The organism is Bdellovibrio sp. HCB117, assembly GCF_047305915.1.
GTDB lineage: Bacteria > Bdellovibrionota > Bdellovibrionia > Bdellovibrionales > Bdellovibrionaceae > Bdellovibrio > Bdellovibrio bacteriovorus_B.
On the sequence record NZ_CP178622.1, the window covers coordinates 188,519 to 206,171 of the forward strand.

Here is a 17,653-nt window from a genome sequence, read left to right on the forward strand (position 1 = left end):
AAGTCTGTGGAGCTGTAATGATTTGAGGAAGACTCTTTTTGTTAAGAAATCATCTATTTAAGCCGATAAGGGCACTGTATGGCAGCCAAACCGGAACAAAAGGACCAAAAAGAAAGATCGATGCTTTTGGCACTTCTGCTTTTTTTAGGAGCAGCAGGGCTGATCTTTGCTTCGTTGGGAGAGCCGGATCCTAAGCCTGCGCCTGAAGGCGTTTCCGCAAAATTGAAATCTGAAAAATATGAAAAGTCCGTGAATAAACATTTGATGCTGACCAATGAGCGCATGGAATTAGAACGTCAACGTATGGCGGTTGAAAACGCGCGCTTGCTGAATACGGAGTTCAATAAAACTCACGCGCAACAAGCTTATCAAAATAGCGATAGCCTAGATCTAAGCGTTGATAATCGCGCCGCAGAACTTGCTAATGAGTTAGGGCGCGGAGAGAAAAAAGAACAAGCCATGACCCCTGATGAAATTGTTCAGCGTGAACTTTTCAATCAGCAGCAGATGCACGAGTATTCTCAAGCCTATAAAGAAGAATACGCACGTCAGTTCATCGAAAATGCTCGGCGTGGTGGATACAAAGTCATCTTAAGTGAAGATTTAAGCCGTGTTATTTCCGTGCAGCCATTAAGACGTGGAAATCCAAATTCCATGGAACTCTTCGGTGGCGGCGGCGACGACTTCCTTCAATAATTAATATAAATACTGAGTTGAACTTCTTCGCCATTTCTTAAAATGACCATGATCGGCCATGCTGTAGTACTGGGTCTGTGTCACTATTAAATGATCGTTGAGTGGAATCTGAAACATCGTCGCTAGCTGATAGATTTTGCGGGTGATGATTAAGTCCTGCTCGGATGGAAGAGCCTGGTTGCTGGGATGATTGTGAGCTAGAACGAAAGAGCTCGCGTTACACAAAATGAGTGTTCGAAAAATATCACGGGGATGAACCAGACAATGATCCGCAGTGCCGCGAAAAATCATTTCCTTCTGCACCATTTCCATTTGTGAATTTAAAGCGATGAGCCAAAGCTCCTCCGCATAAGGGTTTATTTGCGCGCGGAGTAATTCGTAAGCCTGCAGGCTTGAGGACACTTCATTCATAACTGAATAAACTGCAAATGGGCCGGTGTTTCAGAACTGGATCTAAGGGTTTTACTGGTTTTTGATTCGGACTTGCGTGTCCGAAATCCTCGACATAGACTTTCTGGGTATCCATTATTCAGGGAAGGTAATATGAAAAAGAATCTTACTTTAGCAGCTCTCTCTCTTTCATTCGTGGCATTGGCTAGTTGTGGACCAAAGGCATTCCAAAAAGGTCAATACGACGATGTGAACCGCGAAAACTTGATGAATGATCAATGGTCAGAAACAGACATGCAAAAAGCTGTGACTGATTTAGTTGCTAGCTTGATGAATGCGCCAGCGATCAACAACGCTAAAAAAATGCCAGTTGTAATGGTGACGGGTCTTCAAAATAAAACAAGTGAGCATATCGACACACAAAGCATCATGGACATGGTTCGCGTCGAGCTTATGAAGTCCGGTAAAGTCGGTTTCATCGATAAAGAAGCTCGCCAAGATATCTCTGATGAATACAACTACCAAAACTCTGGAATGGTAGAGCAAGAGTCTAAAAAAGGCCCTGGTGGCCAAATTGGCGCCGACTTCATCATCAACGGTCGCCTTGATTCCATCGTACAAGAAGTTGGTAAAGACAAGTCTGTGTACTACAAGTTGACTTTGAATCTGACGAACTTGAAAACAAGCATGATCACTTGGTCTGATCAAAAACAAATCCGTAAAACATTTAAGAAAAAAGCGGTTGGTCTTTAATTAGATGAAACTGAATTTGCAAAGACTCACGCCTGTCGTGGGTCTTTTTTTAGCTCTGCATCTTGTCGGCTGCGCGACCTATCAGAATAAAGTTCAAGAAGCTCGCGCTGCCATGTCTCGCCGTGATTACGAAAAAGCGATCGCGGATCTTAAGCCGTTGGCTGAAACTCAGAACGACGATCAACTGGTTTATCTCTTGGATTATGGTGTAGCCTTGCAGGTTGCGGGGAAGCTGAAAGAAAGTAATCAGGTCTTTTTGCAGGCGGACCGTCTTGCGGAGATGGTGGACTATCAGTCTGTTTCGCGTATCGCCGGTTCCTTGGCGCTTAATGAAGAAATGGTGCAATACAAGGGCGATACTTTTGAAAAGATCTTTATCAATGCTTATCTAGCCATGAATTTCCTAGAGCTAAATCAATTGGATGATGCTCTGGTTGAAGCTCGTCGTATCAACGAAAAATATTTAAAGTATCGCGCTGATGAAAAGAAGACTTTTGAGCTGAATTCATTCAGTAAATATTTGTCGGCTGTCGTTTGGGAAGCCAGCCGAAATTACGATGATGCTTACATCGCCTATGCGGAAGCATATAAAATTGATCCGACTATTTCGACGATTCGTGAGGATCTGATTCGCTCTGCAAAGCTGGCTCGTCGTATGGATACCTATCAGGATTGGAAAAAGAAATTCCCAGACGTGAAAGAAGACAGCGCTTGGTATGACCGCGGTTTGGGTGAGCTTGTCATTATTTATCAACAAGGTTGGGGTCCTCGAAAAGCACAAAGTCCGAATGAATACCGCTTTCCAACTTTGGTGCCGGTTTATAGCGAAACTCAAAAAGCGCGTCTGAATATCATCGGTAAAAATTATTTAAGCCGCGAAGTTTATGATGTGCAAAGTGCCGCCATTCAAACGTTGAACGAAGACCAAGGTATCTTGATCGCAAAACGTGTGGCCGGAGTTGCCACTAAAGCAGTGTTGTCAGATCAGGTCCGTCAAAAAGACGAACTCTTGGGGACTTTGACTTGGATTGCTTTGAACGTTGCGGACCGCGCCGACGTTCGTCAATGGTCGACACTCCCGCAGACAATTCAAACTATCCGCGTGCCCCTCGCGCCCGGCAAATACACCTTTAATATTGAAGGTCTGAATGTTTCTGGAGCCTCCACGGGGGAGGTATTAGAAAACCGCGAAATCGAAATTCGCCCGGGTCAGAAAAAGTTCGTGATCTGGCGATCCTTGAAATAAAAAAAAGCCCCGCAGTTGCGAGGCTTTTTAAGTAACTTCGAATTTACTTCAAATCTTAGTTGTTCAACAAAGAAGAACCAGGAAGATTCGGAGTTTCGTCGTCTTGTTGCAAACCAGGAAGAACAGTCGCTTTTTCAGCAGCTACTTTAGCAGTAGTGTCTGTGTTGTAGCGAGTTGCAGCAGTAGCAACGCGGTTTTCCAAGTTTTGTTTAACGCTGTCTGTAGAAGCGTTTTCGATCACTGTGTTAACTTGTTGCTTAGTCATGTAGTCCTGAGGGAACGCGCCAAGCTTAGCCAAGTAACCAGAGATGCTTCCGTTACCGTTTTGGATGATTTCACGAAGAGTGAAAAGAGGAGCGTATTGAGATGCTTTCTTTTCTGCTTCGAAAATGATCTGAGTCAAAGTAGCAGCAGTGATATCGTTTTTAGATTTATTATCGATAACCATTACTTCTTCGTTCGTACGGATCATCTTAGCGATATCGTCCAAAGTAACGTAGCAGCTTTGTTGAGTGTCGTAGAGTTTGCGGTTCTGATAGCGCTTGATGATTTTTACTTTAGAATTTGGCTTCGATGTCATTGTTTCGTTTTGGTTGATCAAAAGTGCCTCCCAATTTGAAATTTCCCCAAAGTCTCAAGGAGATATGGCTGCTAAATGATTCAGCGTCCCCTTGCAGATGGGCGCAACCTATCCCTGCCGCCACCCCTTGTCAAGGGGTCCTCAAATCAAAAGAAAAGACTCTAGGCGTTATTTTTTCTGCAAACTGCCATTAGTTTTTTCGAAATTCACAGACCTTTGTCTAAAGTTTTTTCCAAAGCCCGCCGAAATGTATTTATACCAACTTTCTTGGCGGGAAGTAATTTAATGAAAAATGAGCAAAAACAAGAGTTTAAGTCCTCTGGAGTCTTGGCCCTACTGGGTCTCGTCGGTTTCTCAACGGCGATTATAGCGACCCCTTGGAACCGCCAAATTCAGGACTCTCGCAGCGAACTTGCCCGCCAAAAAGCGGAAGTTGTTGGATATCAAGTCATCCAGATTTACCGCGAAGCAACAAAATCAGCTGCCAATTCACATATACCTAAGTCCCGCGTTCCGGCCTCTGTGGCCGAAGAAAAGGCCCTTTCCCCTGAAAATATTCGCAGTACGGGGACCATGGGGGTGGATCCTTGGGGACAGCCTTATAAGTACCGAATCTTATCGGGAAACCAAGTGGGCAAGATCCGCATTGTTGTTTGGTCCTCGGGTCCAAACCAAAAAGTAGATACGACAAATTTAGAAAATGAAGAAATCGCTCTTAAAGAACAGCCTGTTTACTCCGGTGACGATGTTGGAGTCCTTCTGAGCATGTCTCAGAATTAGATCTCTTTCTGATCACGGCCTAGGTCGCGATGAAGTCCTGATACATCAACAAAATCTCAAAACATGCCGATCAGCATGTAACTAGGAGATCAGATGTTTTTATTCACTAGGACTTCCTTAATCCCTATTTTGTTGACGCTGACGGCATGTGCGACGTTCACGCAGAACGACGCGGACAAAGCCACGTATTATGAAGCGTCATTCGATGACAAAAACAGAGCTCCTGCATCTTTTGCTCCTGCTATCGTAGCGCAAGATGGTAGCGCCAAGTTAGATCCGCTCTACATGCGCACACAAGCTGACTATCATTTCGCGATGGGTGAGGCTTACAGTCTTGACGGCAATTCGCAAAAAGCGATCGAAGCTTTCAAAACCGTGTTGGTGTACGATCAAGAGTCTCCGGCAGTGAACATGCGTTTAGCGGCTGAATTCCTGAAACAAGGTATGATCTCTGAATCCTTGGTGCAGGCGGAAGAGGCTGTTAAAAAAGATCCGAAAAACGTAGACGCTCACTTATTGCTTGGCGGTTTGTATTCATCCATGAAGCTTTACCCAAAAGCTTTGGCTGAATACTCCACAGTGATGAAGCTTCAGCCTTCGAATACGGAAGCTCCGCTTTACATCGGTGCACTTTACTCTGAACAAAAACAATCAGACAAAGCAGTTCAGTACTTTGAATCTCTTTTGAAAAATCCTGATTACACAACACCGTACCTAGCTCACTACTACATCGGTCGCGTGCGTATGGAGCAACCAGAAGCGAAATACCAAAAAGCTTCTGAAGAGTCTTTCAAAAAGACTTTGCAGTTGAAACCTGACTTTGCTGACGCTCTTCTTTCTTTGGGTTCGCTTTACGCAAAACAAAAGAAAGAAGATAAAGCCATTGCGATGTACAAGGAGTTCCAAAAGGAAAACACTCCAAGTCCACGTATTGCGGAAGTCTTAGCGCAAATCTATATCGAACAAGGTGACTACGAAAATGCCTATGACCAATTGGCTATCGTGGAATCAGAAACTGAAGAGCCACTGAATGTGCGCATGAAGATGGCTTTAATCTTGATCGAACAAAAACGTTACGATCAAGCGGCGCAAAAATTAGAAGACGTTCTTAAGGAAGCTCCAGATTCAGATAAAGTTCGCTTTTATCTAGCAGCGGTTTACGAAGAAACGCGTAAAGCAGAAAAAGCGGTGAAAGAATATCGCAAGATTCCAGCGAACAGCACTTACTACGGGGAAGCTGTTGTGCATGCGGCTTATCTTCTAAAAGGTTTGGGCCGTTTGGAAGAAGGTTTGGAAGTTGCGGCAAAAGGTTTGAAGGATCGTCAAGATCAACCTCAGATCTATGCAATGTATGCTTCTTTGTTAGATGAAAAGACGGACTATAAAGGAGCTTCAAAAATCTTGGAACAAGGTTTAGAGAAGTTTCCAGAAAACGCACAACTTCGTTTCTACTACGGCACTATTAATGACCGCTTGGGTAATAAAGAAGTTGTCGTAACCGAAATGCAGAAGGTTTTGGATTTAGATCCAAACCACGTACAAGGTTTGAACTATCTTGCCTTCACATGGGCTGAGATGGGAGTGCAACTTCCACAAGCGGAAAAACTAGCTCGTCGTGCTTTAGAGCTTGAACCTAAAGATGGCTATGTTCTAGATACTTTGGGTTGGATTTTGTACAAACAAAATAAGTTCACAGAGTCGATCAAGTTCTTAGAAGCCGCTCACAAGTATCAAGGTACTGTCAGCATCATCGCTGAGCACTTGGGTGACGCTTACTTAAAGCAATCCATGGTGGATAAAGCGAAGAAGATGTATCGCAAAGCCGCAGATCTTGAAACTGATAAAAAGAAAGTGGAAGAGATCCGCAGCAAAATCACCGCGATTGAAAAGCAAGAACTTCTTTCGCCAAGAATGCCAGCTTCGGCGCCGAAAACAGAAGTGCCGATTGCAGAGCACGACACGACGAAGTAATAAATTTAAAATTGAAAATGAAAGGGCTGCGCTAAAAACGCGGCCCTTTTACTTTTTAACGAACTTGGATTTCAATTCAGTGTAAGAGTAATAGCTGCTAAAAAAGAGCACGGGAAAAGCCACCAAAAATCCAACCCCCCAAGTCACACCCGCTACTAAAAGCAAAAGCGCCAAATAGAAACTGACGACAAAATAGTGGCGAATGTTTTTCATTGAAGCCAGGCCTACGATATCAACGGCCTCAGCTAATCCGGTGCCGGTATCTAAGCGGTAACGTAAGGCGTGGGTGAGCACTAAATAAAAGAAAGTTCCCAGGATGAATAGTCCTAAGGAAAGAGGCGCCCCCGAAAGATACTCTTGAGGACTTTGCAAGATTCCAAAAGAGGACCCAATAAGAACCGTGGTCGGGAACAAAATCAAGCTTGTTACAATAAAAGGAAGCAACGACTCTTTCACTGTTGAAAGATCTTTCCAGTTTTTCCCTTCAAGCCAACGGTCCGTGAGATGTTGAAGAACTAACAGAGCAAAAGCAGTCAACACGGCACTGACGTACGGAATATGGCGCAGGGAGAACGCGACCAGAAAACCAATGGCTCCAAGAATAAGACTGTATTTCCACTGGCTTTTCAGCTGAATCAGCGCTTGTTTAAAAGAATTCATTTCTCTATGCTAAGGCAATGATGACAACTATCAATTATTTTTTACTGATTGTATTAACCGCTTTCGTATCTGGCTGTGTCACTAAGACGGTAAAGCAAGGGGCTTATCAAAAAGCTCAATGGGAAACTAAGGCCCTTATAAAGGACGAGAAGCAGAATAAGACGCAGTCATTAAATATAGATATTTATGCGATCAAAAATGAAAGAGCACGATTGGAGATTTCGGCGATGCTGGGGTATCAAGTTGCTAGCTTGGTCATGAGTCCGTCTGAAATTTCTTATGTGATTTATCAGCAGAAAACTTTTTTTTATGGCAGAAATTCAGAGCGTGCGTTCAGTCGTATGATCGATTTGCCATTGCATCCTATGAATCTTGCCAACATTGCATTTGATGAGCCCGTGCGCGGCCCGGGTTGGCAATGCACGCTTGCGACGGACGGCTGGATCTCTCAATGTGACAACTTACAAAGAAACCTTCGCGTTGTGTGGTCAAATCGAAATGAAGGTGAGAAAAAAGTAGTTATTACGGGCCCGCAATTTGAAATGCAGTGGCAATTCCCTGCTCCCCAGACTGAAGTCCAGTTTAAAAATGACCTTTTCACATTGAGACAGCCCTCAGGGTTCAAAGCAATACAAATAAATTAATTAACTCGTTAACCGTCTAGTATTGAGGCATAATCTTATGGAAGTAGGTGTGTCACCAAGCACCTGAGGGAGAGATTATGGCCTCTAAGTTTGATCTTCAATCGTTGGTCAGTAACTGGCAGAACTCGAGCACTCACGCTAAAGAGCATTGGAGTGGGACCTTCGAAGAGTATCTCGATCTTGTAAAACAAAATCCTAAAATCACGAGGAATGCCTATCAGCGCATGTACGACATGATCGTTGAAGAAGGCACTGAAACATATCTGGATTTCAAAAAAGAAGTCGTCAGATATAAATTCTTCGATGACACATTCAACAACGGAAAAGACGCCGTCTTCGGACTGGATGTTCAGTTGATGAAGTTGGTGAACGTACTTAAAGCGGCCGCTTTGGGATACGGAACTGAAAAACGTGTGATCTTGCTTCACGGCCCGGTGGGAAGTGCGAAATCCACGATCTGCCGTATGTTGAAGAAAGGCCTTGAGCGCTACTCGCACAGCAAATCAGGCGCGATGTACACGTTTGAATGGATTGATGAAAAATTAGAACTTGATGGCATCCTTGGTAAAGGTGTGAAGGTGTTCCCTTCGCCGATGAACGAAGAGCCCTTGCTTCTAATTCCCGAAGAGCTTCGTCAAAGTGTGTATGAGTCCTTGAATAAAGGACAAGAAGGTTCTTACCGTGTGCATGTTGACGGGGAGCTAAGCCCGCCATCTCGATTTATCTTTAAGCAACTGATGGAAAAATATGACAGCAACTTGATGAAAGTTCTTGAGCACGTTCGCGTGAGAAGACTCTTCATCTCTGAGGCAGATCGTATTGGTATTGGTACTTTCCAACCGAAAGACGAAAAGAATCAGGACTCTACGGAGCTAACAGGCGATATCAACTATCGTAAGATTGCTGAATATGGATCTGATTCAGACCCACGTGCATTTAACTTCGACGGGGAGTTCAACGTTGCCAATCGCGGTATGATTGAGTTCGTCGAGGTTCTTAAACTTGACGTGGCTTTCTTGTACGACCTTTTGGGAGCGTCACAAGAACACAGAGTTAAACCTAAAAAATTCGCGCAAACTCATATCGATGAAGTGATTATCGGACACACGAATGAACCAGAATACCGTCGTCTTCAAGACAATGAGTTCATGGAAGCCCTTCGTGACCGTACCGTGAAGATCGATATTCCTTATATCACTCGCTGGAGAGATGAGATCAATATCTACAAACGTGATTTCAATTCTCAAAAAGTGCGTGGTTTAAGTATCGCGCCTCATACGGTTGAAATGGCGGCGATGTGGGCGATTCTGACTCGTTTGGAAAAACCTAAGAAGGCCAATCTCACTCGTTTGCAAAAACTAAAACTCTATAACGGTAAGACTTTACCGAACTACACTGAAGACAACGTGCGTGAGCTTCGTAAAGAAGCCAACCGCGAAGGTCTTGAAGGTATTTCGGCTCGTTATATCCAAGATAAGCTCTCTAACGCTCTGGTCGCGGCTCAACAGTCTAATAAAGGCTCGGTGAATCCGTTCATGGTGTTTAAAGAACTTGAATCCGGTCTTAAGAATCACTCGTTGATTTCTAACGAAGAGCTTAAGAGCGAGTACAAAGAACTTCTAGGTGTGGTTCTTCAGGAATACGAAGAAATCATCAAAGCGGAAGTTCAAAGAGCGATCAGTGCCGATGAAAGTGCGATGCAAAGACTTTGCGCGAACTACATCGATAACGTGAAAGCTTACACTCAACGTGAAAAAGTTCGTAATCAGTTCACGGGCAATGATGAAGAGCCGGATGAGCGTTTGATGCGATCTATTGAAGAGAAAATTGAGATCCCTGAATCTCGTAAAGATGATTTCCGTCGTGAGATCATGAATTACATCGGGGCATTGGCTTTGGAAGGCAAGAAGTTCAACTACAAAATGAACGAACGTCTTCATAAAGCGATTGAATTGAAACTCTTTGAGGATCAAAAAGACAGCATCAAACTTACGACTTTAGTGAGCAATGTTGCTGACAAAGATACTCAAGAAAAAATTGATATCGTTAAAACTCGTCTCATCAAGGACTTCGGGTACGATGAAATCTCTGCGACGGACGTTCTACACTACGTTGCAAGTATCTTCGCCCGCGGGGATGTAAAGAATAAATAATGTCGATTCGGGAAGACAATAACAGGTTCAGAGAAATCGTTAAGGGCAAGGTCAAAGAAGATCTTCGCAAGTATGTCTCCCAGGGCGAAATGATTGGGAAGCGAGAGGAGGAGTACGTTAAAATTCCTCTTCCTCGCATTGATATCCCTAATTTCCGTTACGGTCCTAAGCAACAGGGCGGTGTCGGTCAAGGGGAAGGTCAACCTGGTCAAGACGTTGGCGATCCAGGTGAAGGTGGACAAGGACAAGCCGGAGAAGCTCCTGGAGAGCATCTTTTGGAAGTCGAACTTTCAATGGAAGAGTTGGCAGATATTCTTGGTGAGAAGTTGCAACTTCCACGCATTGAGCCTAAAGGCGCAAAGAATATTGAATCCTTAAAAACGAAGTTTACGGGACTTGCTCCGGTGGGGCCTGAAGGACTTCGTCATTTTAAATCTTCATATAAAAGAGCTTTAAAGCGCATGGTAGGTGCTGGCACCTACAATCCGGAAGAGCCTTTGGTTTTGCCGATCCGCAGGGATATGCAATACAAGTCCTTCAAAAAAGTGAATCAACCACAAACCCAAGCCGTGGTTATTTACATGATGGACGTGTCTGGCAGTATGGGTGATGAACAAAAAGAAATTGTTCGTTTAGAAAGCTTCTGGATCAACACGTGGTTAAAGAAACATTATAAGGGTTTAGAGACTCGTTTCATTATTCACGATGCGGCCGCGAAAGAAGTGGACGAAGATACTTTCTTTAGAACCAGTGAATCAGGCGGAACCTTGATCAGCTCTGCTTATAAGCTCTGTCAGGAAATCATCCTGAAAGACTATCCCGTTCATGAGTGGAATATCTATCCCTTCCATTTCAGTGACGGTGATAACTGGTCGGGTGAAGACACTCGTTTGTGTATTAAGATGATGACTGAATTCTTCCTTCCGAACTGCAACGTCTTTAGCTACGGGCAGGTGGAAAGTAAATACGGAAGTGGTCAGTTCCTTAAAGATTTACAAAAAGAATTTGGCAACGACGAAAGACTCACTCTGAGCCAAATCGAAAACCGCGACAAGATCCTTGATTCTATCAAGGACTTCTTGGGTAAAGGCCGCTAAACGAAAAGGGACCACATGCCTTTTTCCAACGGAGATGAGTTATGGCGAATTTAACTCCCGAATTAGAAGCAGAAAGAAAAAGAATCTGTCAGATTGCGAAAGACGCAGGGCTGGATTTCTTTGAAACTATTTTCGAGTTGATCACTTATGATCAAATCAACCAATTTGCGGCTTACGGCGGTTTTCCCGTTCGTTACCCACATTGGAAATTCGGGATGGAGTACGAGCATCTTTCAAAGAGCTACGAGTACGGTCTTTCGAAAATCTATGAAATGGTGATCAATACTGATCCTTGCTATGCCTACTTAATGGAAGGCAACGCGATGATGGATCAAAAGCTTGTAATGGCTCACGTGTATGGTCACTGCGATTTCTTTAAGAACAATATCTGGTTTTCAAAAACGAATCGTAAAATGATGGATCAGATGGCGAACCATGCGACGCGCATTCGTCGCTACATGGATCGTTACGGATATGAAACTGTGGAAAACTTCATTGATGTTTGCCTTAGTTTAGAAAATTTGATCGATCGCTACAGTCCGTATGTGGAAAAGTCTGTGGCTAAGCCGGCAGAGTCACGTCCACAAGAGCCGAATTATCTTTTGCGAGTGGATCGCTCTTACATGCGCGACTATATCAATCCGCCATCTTTTGTCGAAGAACAAAAAAAGAAGGCAGAGGAAGAAGCGCAATACCGCGCTCAACGCTTCCCGCAAGAGCCTGAGAAAGACATTCTTAATTTCTTTATTCACCATGCTCCGTTAACAGACTGGCAGCAAGACGTGCTTTCGATCATCCGCGATGAAGCTTACTACTTCTCTCCGCAGGGAATGACGAAAACCATGAATGAAGGTTGGGCTTCATATTGGCATTCGCATTTGATGACAACGAAGATCTTAAATGATTCAGAGATCATCGACTTTGCGGATCACCATAGTGGAACGATGGCCATGGCGCCTAATGGATACAATCCGTATAAAGTGGGTATTGAACTGTTCCGTGATATCGAAGAAAGATGGAACAAAGGTCAATTCGGTCGCGAATGGGAAGAATGCGATGACGTTCGTGAACGTAAGAACTGGAACAGAGATTTGCGCTTAGGGCGTGAAAAGATCTTTGAAGTTCGCAAGGTTTGCAATGACGTTACTTTCATTGACCAATTCCTGACGGAAGACTTCTGTGTTCGTAACAAATTATTTGTCTATAAATTTAATAAAAAGACCGGCAAGTTTGAGGTCGACACAAAAGACTTTAAAGCTATTAAAGCTCAATTGTTATTCCATATGACAAACTTCGGTCAGCCGATCATTCGTATTGAAGATGCGAACTTTGAAAATCGTGGCGAACTTTTACTGACACATTTGCATGAAGGCATTGATATGCAACCAGACTTCATGAGCGAGACCCTTAAAAACGTCTTCAAGATGTGGAAGCGCCCGGTAAATCTGGCGACAATCATGGATGAAACCCCGCAGCTTTTTAGATTCGACGGAAAGGAGTATACACAGCATAAGTTGGGCGAAGAGCCCACTCCGAATCCATCGAATTCAGAAAGCTCCGGTTCATGAAAAATACTCGCTTAGTTTTTAGCACCGATCCCAAAGAGAACGTTCGTTGTCCTAAATGTAAACAGCTTCAGGCCGAGTGCAACTGCGTGCCTGAGGACTCTGTGACGGACGGGCAATATACTGTCATCTTTCGCCTTGAAAAGGGCGGTAGAGGCGGAAAAACGGTCACTGTGATGGACGGCTTTCCCAGAAACGAGGAGTTCCTTAAGAATCTTGCTAAGGAACTTAAAGCAAAGTGCGGCGTTGGCGGTACTCACATTCTTTCCCCAAAAAGTGGTATAATCGAAATTCAAGGTGACAAACGCGACCAACTTAAGAAAATACTTGAGTCCAAGCGCATTAAATATAAGGGTGTTTAAAACTGGACCCCATGCAGCTTGTATTTTCGATTTGATCGGGAGATAGTTTTCAAATATGAACATGTTTACTTCCAGCAATCCTTTGCGAGGTGCGGATTTGGCAGCAAAAAAGATTGTTATAGTTGATGACTATGAAGAGAGCTGTAAGCTTTTGGCTGAAATTCTCAGTGCGACGTACGAGTGCACCTATACTTCTGACAGCAACTCTGCGGTAAAACTTATTAATGAAAAAAGACCTGATCTTATTTTGTTAGATTACAAAATGCCTGGTTTGATGGGCGTTGATGTGTGCCGTATGGTGCGCGAGAGCGAAACAACGAAGAACACACCCATCATTTTCGTATCAGGTGCGGCGACGATCGATGAAAGAATCAAAGCTTTCGAGACCGGAGCGGATGACTTCATTTCTAAGCCTTTCCACGTGAAAGAGTTGATTTTGCGAATCAAAGCTCGTCTTTCAGAAAAAGAGCCGGAAGCGGCTTCTGAGTTGACGGCTTCCAATTTGAAAATGAATCTTTTGTCTCGTCAGGTTTTCGTTGATGGGGAAGAGATTGGTTTAACACCTAAGCAATTCGATATTTTGAAAATGCTTGTGGCGGCTAAAAACAATCTAGTCACTCGTGAAAAATGTCTGACAGAGATTTGGGGAGACACGGAAGTGACTTCTCGTAACGTGGATTCTCAGATCAACTATCTGAAACGTAAGATCAGTAAGTTCAATGGTCGTATCGTGGCGGTTCCTTCGCTCGGTTACCGTTTGGAATCACCGGAATAAGTTTTTTTGGAAAAATTAAAAGAAAAAGCCGGATGAACTCCGGCTTTTTTTATTTCAAACTATCCTGTCTTTTGTTTCTTCTTTGTGAGCTCTCCGCAAAGCAACTTCATGCGATCAAATTCTTTCGTAGAAACAATGGTACGTGGGCTATTTCTTTGCTCAGCGGCCATTTGATTCATCTGCACAACACGCTCGCGACTTGGTGGGTGTGTGCTCATGGCGTCTGCCAATGAAGAAAGCATTTTATTCTGTTCGCCTTTGGACTGTTCTTCCATCTTAAGAAGCTTTTCATAGAAAAGACCGACTTTGTCTTTATCGTAGCCAGCCGCTACGGAAGTTCTAAAGCCAATACGATCTGCTTCCATCTCATCTTCACGAGAGTTCGCCATAAACGCATACTTCTGCACTAGCAAACCACCACCTGCTCCCGCAGCAAGTCCGTAGGCGGTGGCTTTCTGCATACATTGATCATCACCTTGATTACACAGCAGTTTGCCGATGCCGTAACCTAAAGCTCCACCCAGGATTCCGCCGCCGGCGGCATACATCCAAGATTTACCTTCCGCTTTTTTTGCTGCGTCCATGCGTTGAGCCGTGTGACGTGCTTTGACGTGACCTACTTCGTGTCCGATCACTCCGGCAAGTTCTGCTTCGGAATCCGCCATCGCGATGAGGGGAGCCGTCACAAAAATAGTTCCCGCAGGAAGTGCGAAGGCATTCACGTATCCTACGTCCACAACCGTGAAGTTGTAGTTGTAGGGATTTCCCTGCAGATTGTTCGCGGTCACGATTTTACGACCCAATTGAGAAATATAAGATTGAAGCTGGGGGTTTTGCACCGGTGGATAGTCTTTACGCATTTGTGGCAAAGCTTCCTTCGTCAGGTTTCTTTCTTGATCATAGGTCAAAGTTGTTTCATCACCACGCAGATTTCCTTCGCGCTGACGGTGTTGTTCGGTCGCGCATGCTGCCATCAAAAGAGGAAGAGAACTTAAAAAAGTTCTTCTTCCCATCGGGGTGCTAATCCATTGATCTAAGACTTCATCGAGTTTTAATAGAGCTTCTTTTTGGTCCATATAAAAACTTAAGCAAACGCCTTTCTGAAGAGCCACATTTTCTTTCGTGAAAACAGGCGAAAGTCCAGGTCAAACCCCTTGGGTCCGGGCGTAAAAATTCCGAAAAAGAAGCATGCGTTTTATGTACGTATTGCTATTTCTTTTTAGTTTCCATTTTTCTTGGGCCCTCACCCCCGAAGAAGCCTGTCAGTTTAAGGAAGCCGTTCAAGCGGCGCCAGATGATTTTTCATCCCGCGATCGCATGATGGCGGAAGAGCTTTGCAGTGCCGCTGGTCACTACGAAGAACCTTTGCTGCCGGATCAGAACGCTTCAAAAAAAGTCGGCGCATCGGCGGCGATGACGGACTATTCCGAGTTCTATCAGTCACTTTCAAAGTCCTTAAACAGTTTAAATAAACCCGAGATCTGCGACCCGAAGGAAAACGCTCCGAAAGGCGTCGTTTATCCGACGATGACTTTAGCAAAAACGGCTGCCGGGAACATTCCGGTGTCTGTGTTGACGGAAGACGAAGCTAAAAAGATTTTCTCTGAATTTTCAAAAGACGAAAGATATGCTTTCGGTGCAACTCAAAACGGGTGCTACGCCCGCGCCCATATTTTTGCGCAACAGATGGAGAAAAAAGGTATTCGCGTCGCCAAGATGTTTTTAGAAGGGGAGCTCATCATTCCTGAAGAGAAGCGACAATATCCCGAAAACTACATGTGGAATTACCATGTGGCCCCCGTTGTCGCCGTTCAAACCAAAAAGGGAATTGAGTTGCATGTTTTAGATCCGGCTCTGTATGACAAGCCGGTACCGGTGAAGCAGTGGACAGATAAACTTTTGACGACTCCACAAGCGAAGAAAGAAGCTCTGGCGTACATCACTGATCGTTTTAATTTAGGACCTTTACGTGGCGAAACTTTGCCTTCGGCCAAGAACGAACCCAATCGTTTGAAATGGCATGCTGCGGACACAGTTCAATCTGAGCAAGAATTAGAGGCTCGTCGTGAAGAACAAAGTATGTTGGCTTATGAGCGAGAGCAGTTAAAGCGCGAGAAGGGACTTTAAGATGAAATTCATTCTAGTGACGTTGCTTCTGTTTTCTCAAATCTCATGGGCGCAGACATCTACGCCGAAGTCGCAATCATTTACCGACAAAGTATATAAGATTGAAAACGTGAACGAAAAAGTGCGCGTGTCCTTTAAGCTTCATCCCAGCATTTATGAACTGACGGGTAACGAGCCGTTTATGGATAATCTCAAACAAAGTTTGAAATTAAAAAAACCGGTGAAGTTTTCCATCGATCAAAAGACACGCAAAATTATTGATGTGAAAGGGCCTTAGTTAGCCCTTTCTGCCAAATCCAAAAAATCTTCTTTTAGGTTTTTGACCTTCTGATTTTTTTCCACCGCTGTTAGATCCGCCACTATTTTTGTGGGGAGCTGCTTTGTGGGGTTTTCCACTGTGGCTTCCGCTATGGGAGCTTGCACTTTTCGAAGCTTCTGCTCTGTGAGGTTTGTTTCCCCCGTGAGAAGCATCACTTTTTCCTGAATCGTGTCTGTGTGGTTTATTTCCTCCGCCATGAGCAGGGCTTTTCGGTGCGCCTTTTTTAGAATCTGCGTGATGTGGTTTACCACCACCGCCACCAAAGGAGCGCTTCGGTTTTTGACCAGCGCGATTCTTGGCCTTGTTCTCTAGGCGTTGACCTTCAAGAATGGCTTTCGCTTTACCCGCACTCATGACTTGAGCTTTCTCAACAGCTTCAGAGTGATAAGGTTGATTCTTCACGACCGGAACCGGCTGACGAGTGACTTTCTCAATCGCGTACATGAAGGATTTTTCTTCCGCTGTACAGAAAGAGATCGCCGCTCCCGAAGCCCCGGCACGCGCCGTTCTTCCGATACGGTGAACGTAGCTTTCAGGAATATGGGGAACTTCAAGATTGATAACGTGAGTGATACCTTCGATGTCGATACCACGCGCAGCGATGTCCGTAGCAACAAGAACGCGAACGTCCCCGTTGCGGAAATCTTCTAGGGCTCTTTGGCGAGCGTTTTGAGATTTATCACCATGGATACCTGCCGCCGTGATGTTGGCTTTGACAAGTTTATCTACGACACGATTTGCCCCGTGTTTCATTTGCACGAAGACCAGAACTTTATAAAGATCGTTATCGTTTAGAAGATGAATCAATAGATCCAATTTATCTTTCTTCTCAACGTACATCACTTTTTGATCCACTTTTTCTGCCGTCGAAGACGTCGGCGTTACTTCCACTTTTTCTGGATTTACTAAAATGCTGTGCGCGAGTTTAGAAATCTCAGGTGGCATCGTTGCCGAAAAGAACAAGTTATGACGTTTCTTAGGAAGCAAAGGCAGAATGCGTTTAATATCCTGCATGAATCCCATATCCAGCATACGATCGGCCTCATCCAGGACAAAGATTTCCACTTTATCCAAGCGTAAAAACTTTTGAGAAAATAAATCTAACAAGCGGCCCGGAGTCGCAACCAGAATATCAACACCCGCTTGCAAAGCTCTGACTTGCGGGTTTTGTCCTACGCCACCATAGATAACGGCATGTTTTAACTTTAAGTGCTTGCTATAAGCTTCAATATTTTCGTGAATTTGAATCGCCAACTCACGTGTCGGAGTTAAGATCAAAGCGCGCGGGCACTTCGCTTCGGGACGCGAATGATGTTTTGCTAGGTTCTGCAAGATCGGTAAACTGAACGCGGCCGTTTTTCCAGTTCCTGTTTGGGCAATACCCAAAAGGTCTTTCCCTTGCAAAAGAATAGGGATGGCTGCCAACTGAATGGGAGTTGGATTTTCATATCCTGCTTCTTTTAACGCAAATTGAAGAGGGGCTACTAAGGGAAGATCGGTAAATTTTGTCGTTGTCATGAAAGGCCGTTGTAACA

The 17,653-nt window shown here is 44.3% G+C and carries 18 protein-coding genes; 13 read left to right on the forward strand and 5 right to left on the reverse strand.

Going from position 1 to position 17,653, the window contains the following annotated elements; all coding sequences use genetic code 11:
• Positions 1-78 precede the first annotated feature (78 nt).
• On the forward strand, positions 79-696 hold the full coding sequence (locus ACLWBD_RS00965; RefSeq protein WP_253696548.1) for a hypothetical protein: 618 nt from the start codon (positions 79-81) through the stop codon (positions 694-696).
• On the opposite strand, the gene ACLWBD_RS00970 is transcribed toward ACLWBD_RS00965, so the two are convergent.
• Positions 697-1,107 carry a JAB domain-containing protein gene (locus tag ACLWBD_RS00970; protein WP_253696550.1) on the reverse strand — a complete coding sequence of 137 codons (411 nt, stop codon included), beginning with the start codon at positions 1,105-1,107 and terminating at the stop codon, positions 697-699.
• Positions 1,108-1,239: 132 nt separating this feature from the next.
• On the opposite strand from ACLWBD_RS00970, the gene lpoB reads away from it, so the two are divergent.
• On the forward strand, positions 1,240-1,839 hold the full coding sequence (gene lpoB / locus ACLWBD_RS00975; RefSeq protein WP_063206037.1) for a penicillin-binding protein activator LpoB: 600 nt from the start codon (positions 1,240-1,242) through the stop codon (positions 1,837-1,839).
• 4 nt (positions 1,840-1,843) lie between these two features.
• The gene (locus tag ACLWBD_RS00980; protein ID WP_413569227.1) at positions 1,844-3,085 is read left to right on the forward strand and encodes a COG3014 family protein; all 1,242 of its coding nucleotides are present in this window, start codon (positions 1,844-1,846) and stop codon (positions 3,083-3,085) included.
• 55 nt (positions 3,086-3,140) lie between these two features.
• Here ACLWBD_RS00980 and ACLWBD_RS00985 read toward each other — a convergent pair whose 3' ends face one another.
• Positions 3,141-3,686 carry a polyhydroxyalkanoate synthesis regulator DNA-binding domain-containing protein gene (locus ACLWBD_RS00985; protein ID WP_041872735.1) on the reverse strand — a complete coding sequence of 182 codons (546 nt, stop codon included), beginning with the start codon at positions 3,684-3,686 and terminating at the stop codon, positions 3,141-3,143.
• 264 nt (positions 3,687-3,950) lie between these two features.
• On the opposite strand from ACLWBD_RS00985, the gene ACLWBD_RS00990 reads away from it, so the two are divergent.
• Entirely contained in the window at positions 3,951-4,445 is a 495-nt protein-coding gene (locus ACLWBD_RS00990; RefSeq protein WP_413569228.1) for a hypothetical protein, read from the forward strand.
• Positions 4,446-4,538: 93 nt separating this feature from the next.
• Positions 4,539-6,416 carry a tetratricopeptide repeat protein gene (locus ACLWBD_RS00995; RefSeq protein WP_373998681.1) on the forward strand — a complete coding sequence of 626 codons (1,878 nt, stop codon included), beginning with the start codon at positions 4,539-4,541 and terminating at the stop codon, positions 6,414-6,416.
• Between the two features lie 48 nt (positions 6,417-6,464).
• Here ACLWBD_RS00995 and ACLWBD_RS01000 read toward each other — a convergent pair whose 3' ends face one another.
• Entirely contained in the window at positions 6,465-7,076 is a 612-nt protein-coding gene (locus ACLWBD_RS01000; protein ID WP_413569229.1) for a hypothetical protein, read from the reverse strand.
• 17 nt (positions 7,077-7,093) lie between these two features.
• Between ACLWBD_RS01000 and ACLWBD_RS01005 the strand changes: the two genes are divergently transcribed.
• The 6 genes from ACLWBD_RS01005 (at position 7,094) to ACLWBD_RS01030 (ending at position 13,672) form a co-directional block, all read left to right on the forward strand.
• Positions 7,094-7,720 carry a hypothetical protein gene (locus ACLWBD_RS01005; RefSeq protein WP_413569230.1) on the forward strand — a complete coding sequence of 209 codons (627 nt, stop codon included), beginning with the start codon at positions 7,094-7,096 and terminating at the stop codon, positions 7,718-7,720.
• A gap of 77 nt (positions 7,721-7,797) precedes the next feature.
• Positions 7,798-9,873 carry a PrkA family serine protein kinase gene (locus tag ACLWBD_RS01010; protein WP_063244926.1) on the forward strand — a complete coding sequence of 692 codons (2,076 nt, stop codon included), beginning with the start codon at positions 7,798-7,800 and terminating at the stop codon, positions 9,871-9,873.
• Positions 9,873-10,970 (forward strand): DUF444 family protein, encoded by a 1,098-nt coding sequence (locus ACLWBD_RS01015; protein ID WP_063206044.1) that lies wholly within the window; start codon positions 9,873-9,875, stop codon positions 10,968-10,970. Before ACLWBD_RS01010 ends, ACLWBD_RS01015 begins: the two co-directional genes overlap by 1 nt.
• 41 nt (positions 10,971-11,011) lie before the next feature.
• Positions 11,012-12,538, forward strand: a complete 1,527-nt coding sequence (locus ACLWBD_RS01020; protein ID WP_413569231.1) for a SpoVR family protein — start codon at positions 11,012-11,014, stop codon at positions 12,536-12,538.
• Positions 12,535-12,897, forward strand: a complete 363-nt coding sequence (locus ACLWBD_RS01025) for a translation initiation factor (RefSeq protein ID WP_063206046.1) — start codon at positions 12,535-12,537, stop codon at positions 12,895-12,897. The genes ACLWBD_RS01020 and ACLWBD_RS01025 overlap by 4 nt, the downstream gene beginning before the upstream one ends.
• A 55-nt stretch (positions 12,898-12,952) precedes the next feature.
• Positions 12,953-13,672, forward strand: a complete 720-nt coding sequence (locus ACLWBD_RS01030; RefSeq protein ID WP_413569232.1) for a response regulator transcription factor — start codon at positions 12,953-12,955, stop codon at positions 13,670-13,672.
• A gap of 59 nt (positions 13,673-13,731) precedes the next feature.
• On the opposite strand, the gene ACLWBD_RS01035 is transcribed toward ACLWBD_RS01030, so the two are convergent.
• A complete protein-coding gene (locus tag ACLWBD_RS01035) occupies positions 13,732-14,748 on the reverse strand; it encodes a M48 family metalloprotease (RefSeq protein ID WP_413569233.1) in 1,017 nt (338 codons plus the stop codon).
• 112 nt (positions 14,749-14,860) lie between these two features.
• Between ACLWBD_RS01035 and ACLWBD_RS01040 the strand changes: the two genes are divergently transcribed.
• Both ACLWBD_RS01040 and ACLWBD_RS01045 read left to right on the forward strand, forming a co-directional pair.
• Positions 14,861-15,799, forward strand: a complete 939-nt coding sequence (locus tag ACLWBD_RS01040; RefSeq protein WP_413569234.1) for a protein-glutamine glutaminase family protein — start codon at positions 14,861-14,863, stop codon at positions 15,797-15,799.
• A gap of 1 nt (position 15,800) precedes the next feature.
• Positions 15,801-16,076 carry a hypothetical protein gene (locus tag ACLWBD_RS01045; protein ID WP_063206050.1) on the forward strand — a complete coding sequence of 92 codons (276 nt, stop codon included), beginning with the start codon at positions 15,801-15,803 and terminating at the stop codon, positions 16,074-16,076.
• Here ACLWBD_RS01045 and ACLWBD_RS01050 read toward each other — a convergent pair whose 3' ends face one another.
• A complete protein-coding gene (locus tag ACLWBD_RS01050) occupies positions 16,077-17,636 on the reverse strand; it encodes a DEAD/DEAH box helicase (RefSeq protein ID WP_413569235.1) in 1,560 nt (519 codons plus the stop codon).
• Between the last annotated feature and the right edge of the window lie 17 nt (positions 17,637-17,653).

Excerpts from the sequence above, each read along its gene's own strand:
- lpoB (WP_063206037.1), top strand. The coding sequence starts at position 1,240 with ATGAAAAAGAATCTTACTTTAGCAGCTCTCTCTCTTTCATTCGTGGCA.
- ACLWBD_RS01005 (WP_413569230.1), top strand. The coding sequence starts at position 7,094 with ATGATGACAACTATCAATTATTTTTTACTGATTGTATTAACCGCTTTC.
- ACLWBD_RS00980 (WP_413569227.1), top strand. The coding sequence starts at position 1,844 with ATGAAACTGAATTTGCAAAGACTCACGCCTGTCGTGGGTCTTTTTTTA.
- ACLWBD_RS01020 (WP_413569231.1), top strand. The coding sequence starts at position 11,012 with ATGGCGAATTTAACTCCCGAATTAGAAGCAGAAAGAAAAAGAATCTGT.
- ACLWBD_RS00990 (WP_413569228.1), top strand. The coding sequence starts at position 3,951 with ATGAAAAATGAGCAAAAACAAGAGTTTAAGTCCTCTGGAGTCTTGGCC.
- ACLWBD_RS01030 (WP_413569232.1), top strand. The coding sequence starts at position 12,953 with ATGAACATGTTTACTTCCAGCAATCCTTTGCGAGGTGCGGATTTGGCA.
- ACLWBD_RS01040 (WP_413569234.1), top strand. The coding sequence starts at position 14,861 with ATGCGTTTTATGTACGTATTGCTATTTCTTTTTAGTTTCCATTTTTCT.
- ACLWBD_RS00965 (WP_253696548.1), top strand. The coding sequence starts at position 79 with ATGGCAGCCAAACCGGAACAAAAGGACCAAAAAGAAAGATCGATGCTT.
- ACLWBD_RS01010 (WP_063244926.1), top strand. The coding sequence starts at position 7,798 with ATGGCCTCTAAGTTTGATCTTCAATCGTTGGTCAGTAACTGGCAGAAC.
- ACLWBD_RS01050 (WP_413569235.1), bottom strand. The coding sequence starts at position 17,636 with ATGACAACGACAAAATTTACCGATCTTCCCTTAGTAGCCCCTCTTCAA.
- ACLWBD_RS01015 (WP_063206044.1), top strand. The coding sequence starts at position 9,873 with ATGTCGATTCGGGAAGACAATAACAGGTTCAGAGAAATCGTTAAGGGC.
- ACLWBD_RS01025 (WP_063206046.1), top strand. The coding sequence starts at position 12,535 with ATGAAAAATACTCGCTTAGTTTTTAGCACCGATCCCAAAGAGAACGTT.
- ACLWBD_RS01045 (WP_063206050.1), top strand. The coding sequence starts at position 15,801 with ATGAAATTCATTCTAGTGACGTTGCTTCTGTTTTCTCAAATCTCATGG.
- ACLWBD_RS01000 (WP_413569229.1), bottom strand. The coding sequence starts at position 7,076 with ATGAATTCTTTTAAACAAGCGCTGATTCAGCTGAAAAGCCAGTGGAAA.
- ACLWBD_RS00970 (WP_253696550.1), bottom strand. The coding sequence starts at position 1,107 with ATGAATGAAGTGTCCTCAAGCCTGCAGGCTTACGAATTACTCCGCGCG.
- ACLWBD_RS00995 (WP_373998681.1), top strand. The coding sequence starts at position 4,539 with ATGTTTTTATTCACTAGGACTTCCTTAATCCCTATTTTGTTGACGCTG.
- ACLWBD_RS01035 (WP_413569233.1), bottom strand. The coding sequence starts at position 14,748 with ATGGACCAAAAAGAAGCTCTATTAAAACTCGATGAAGTCTTAGATCAA.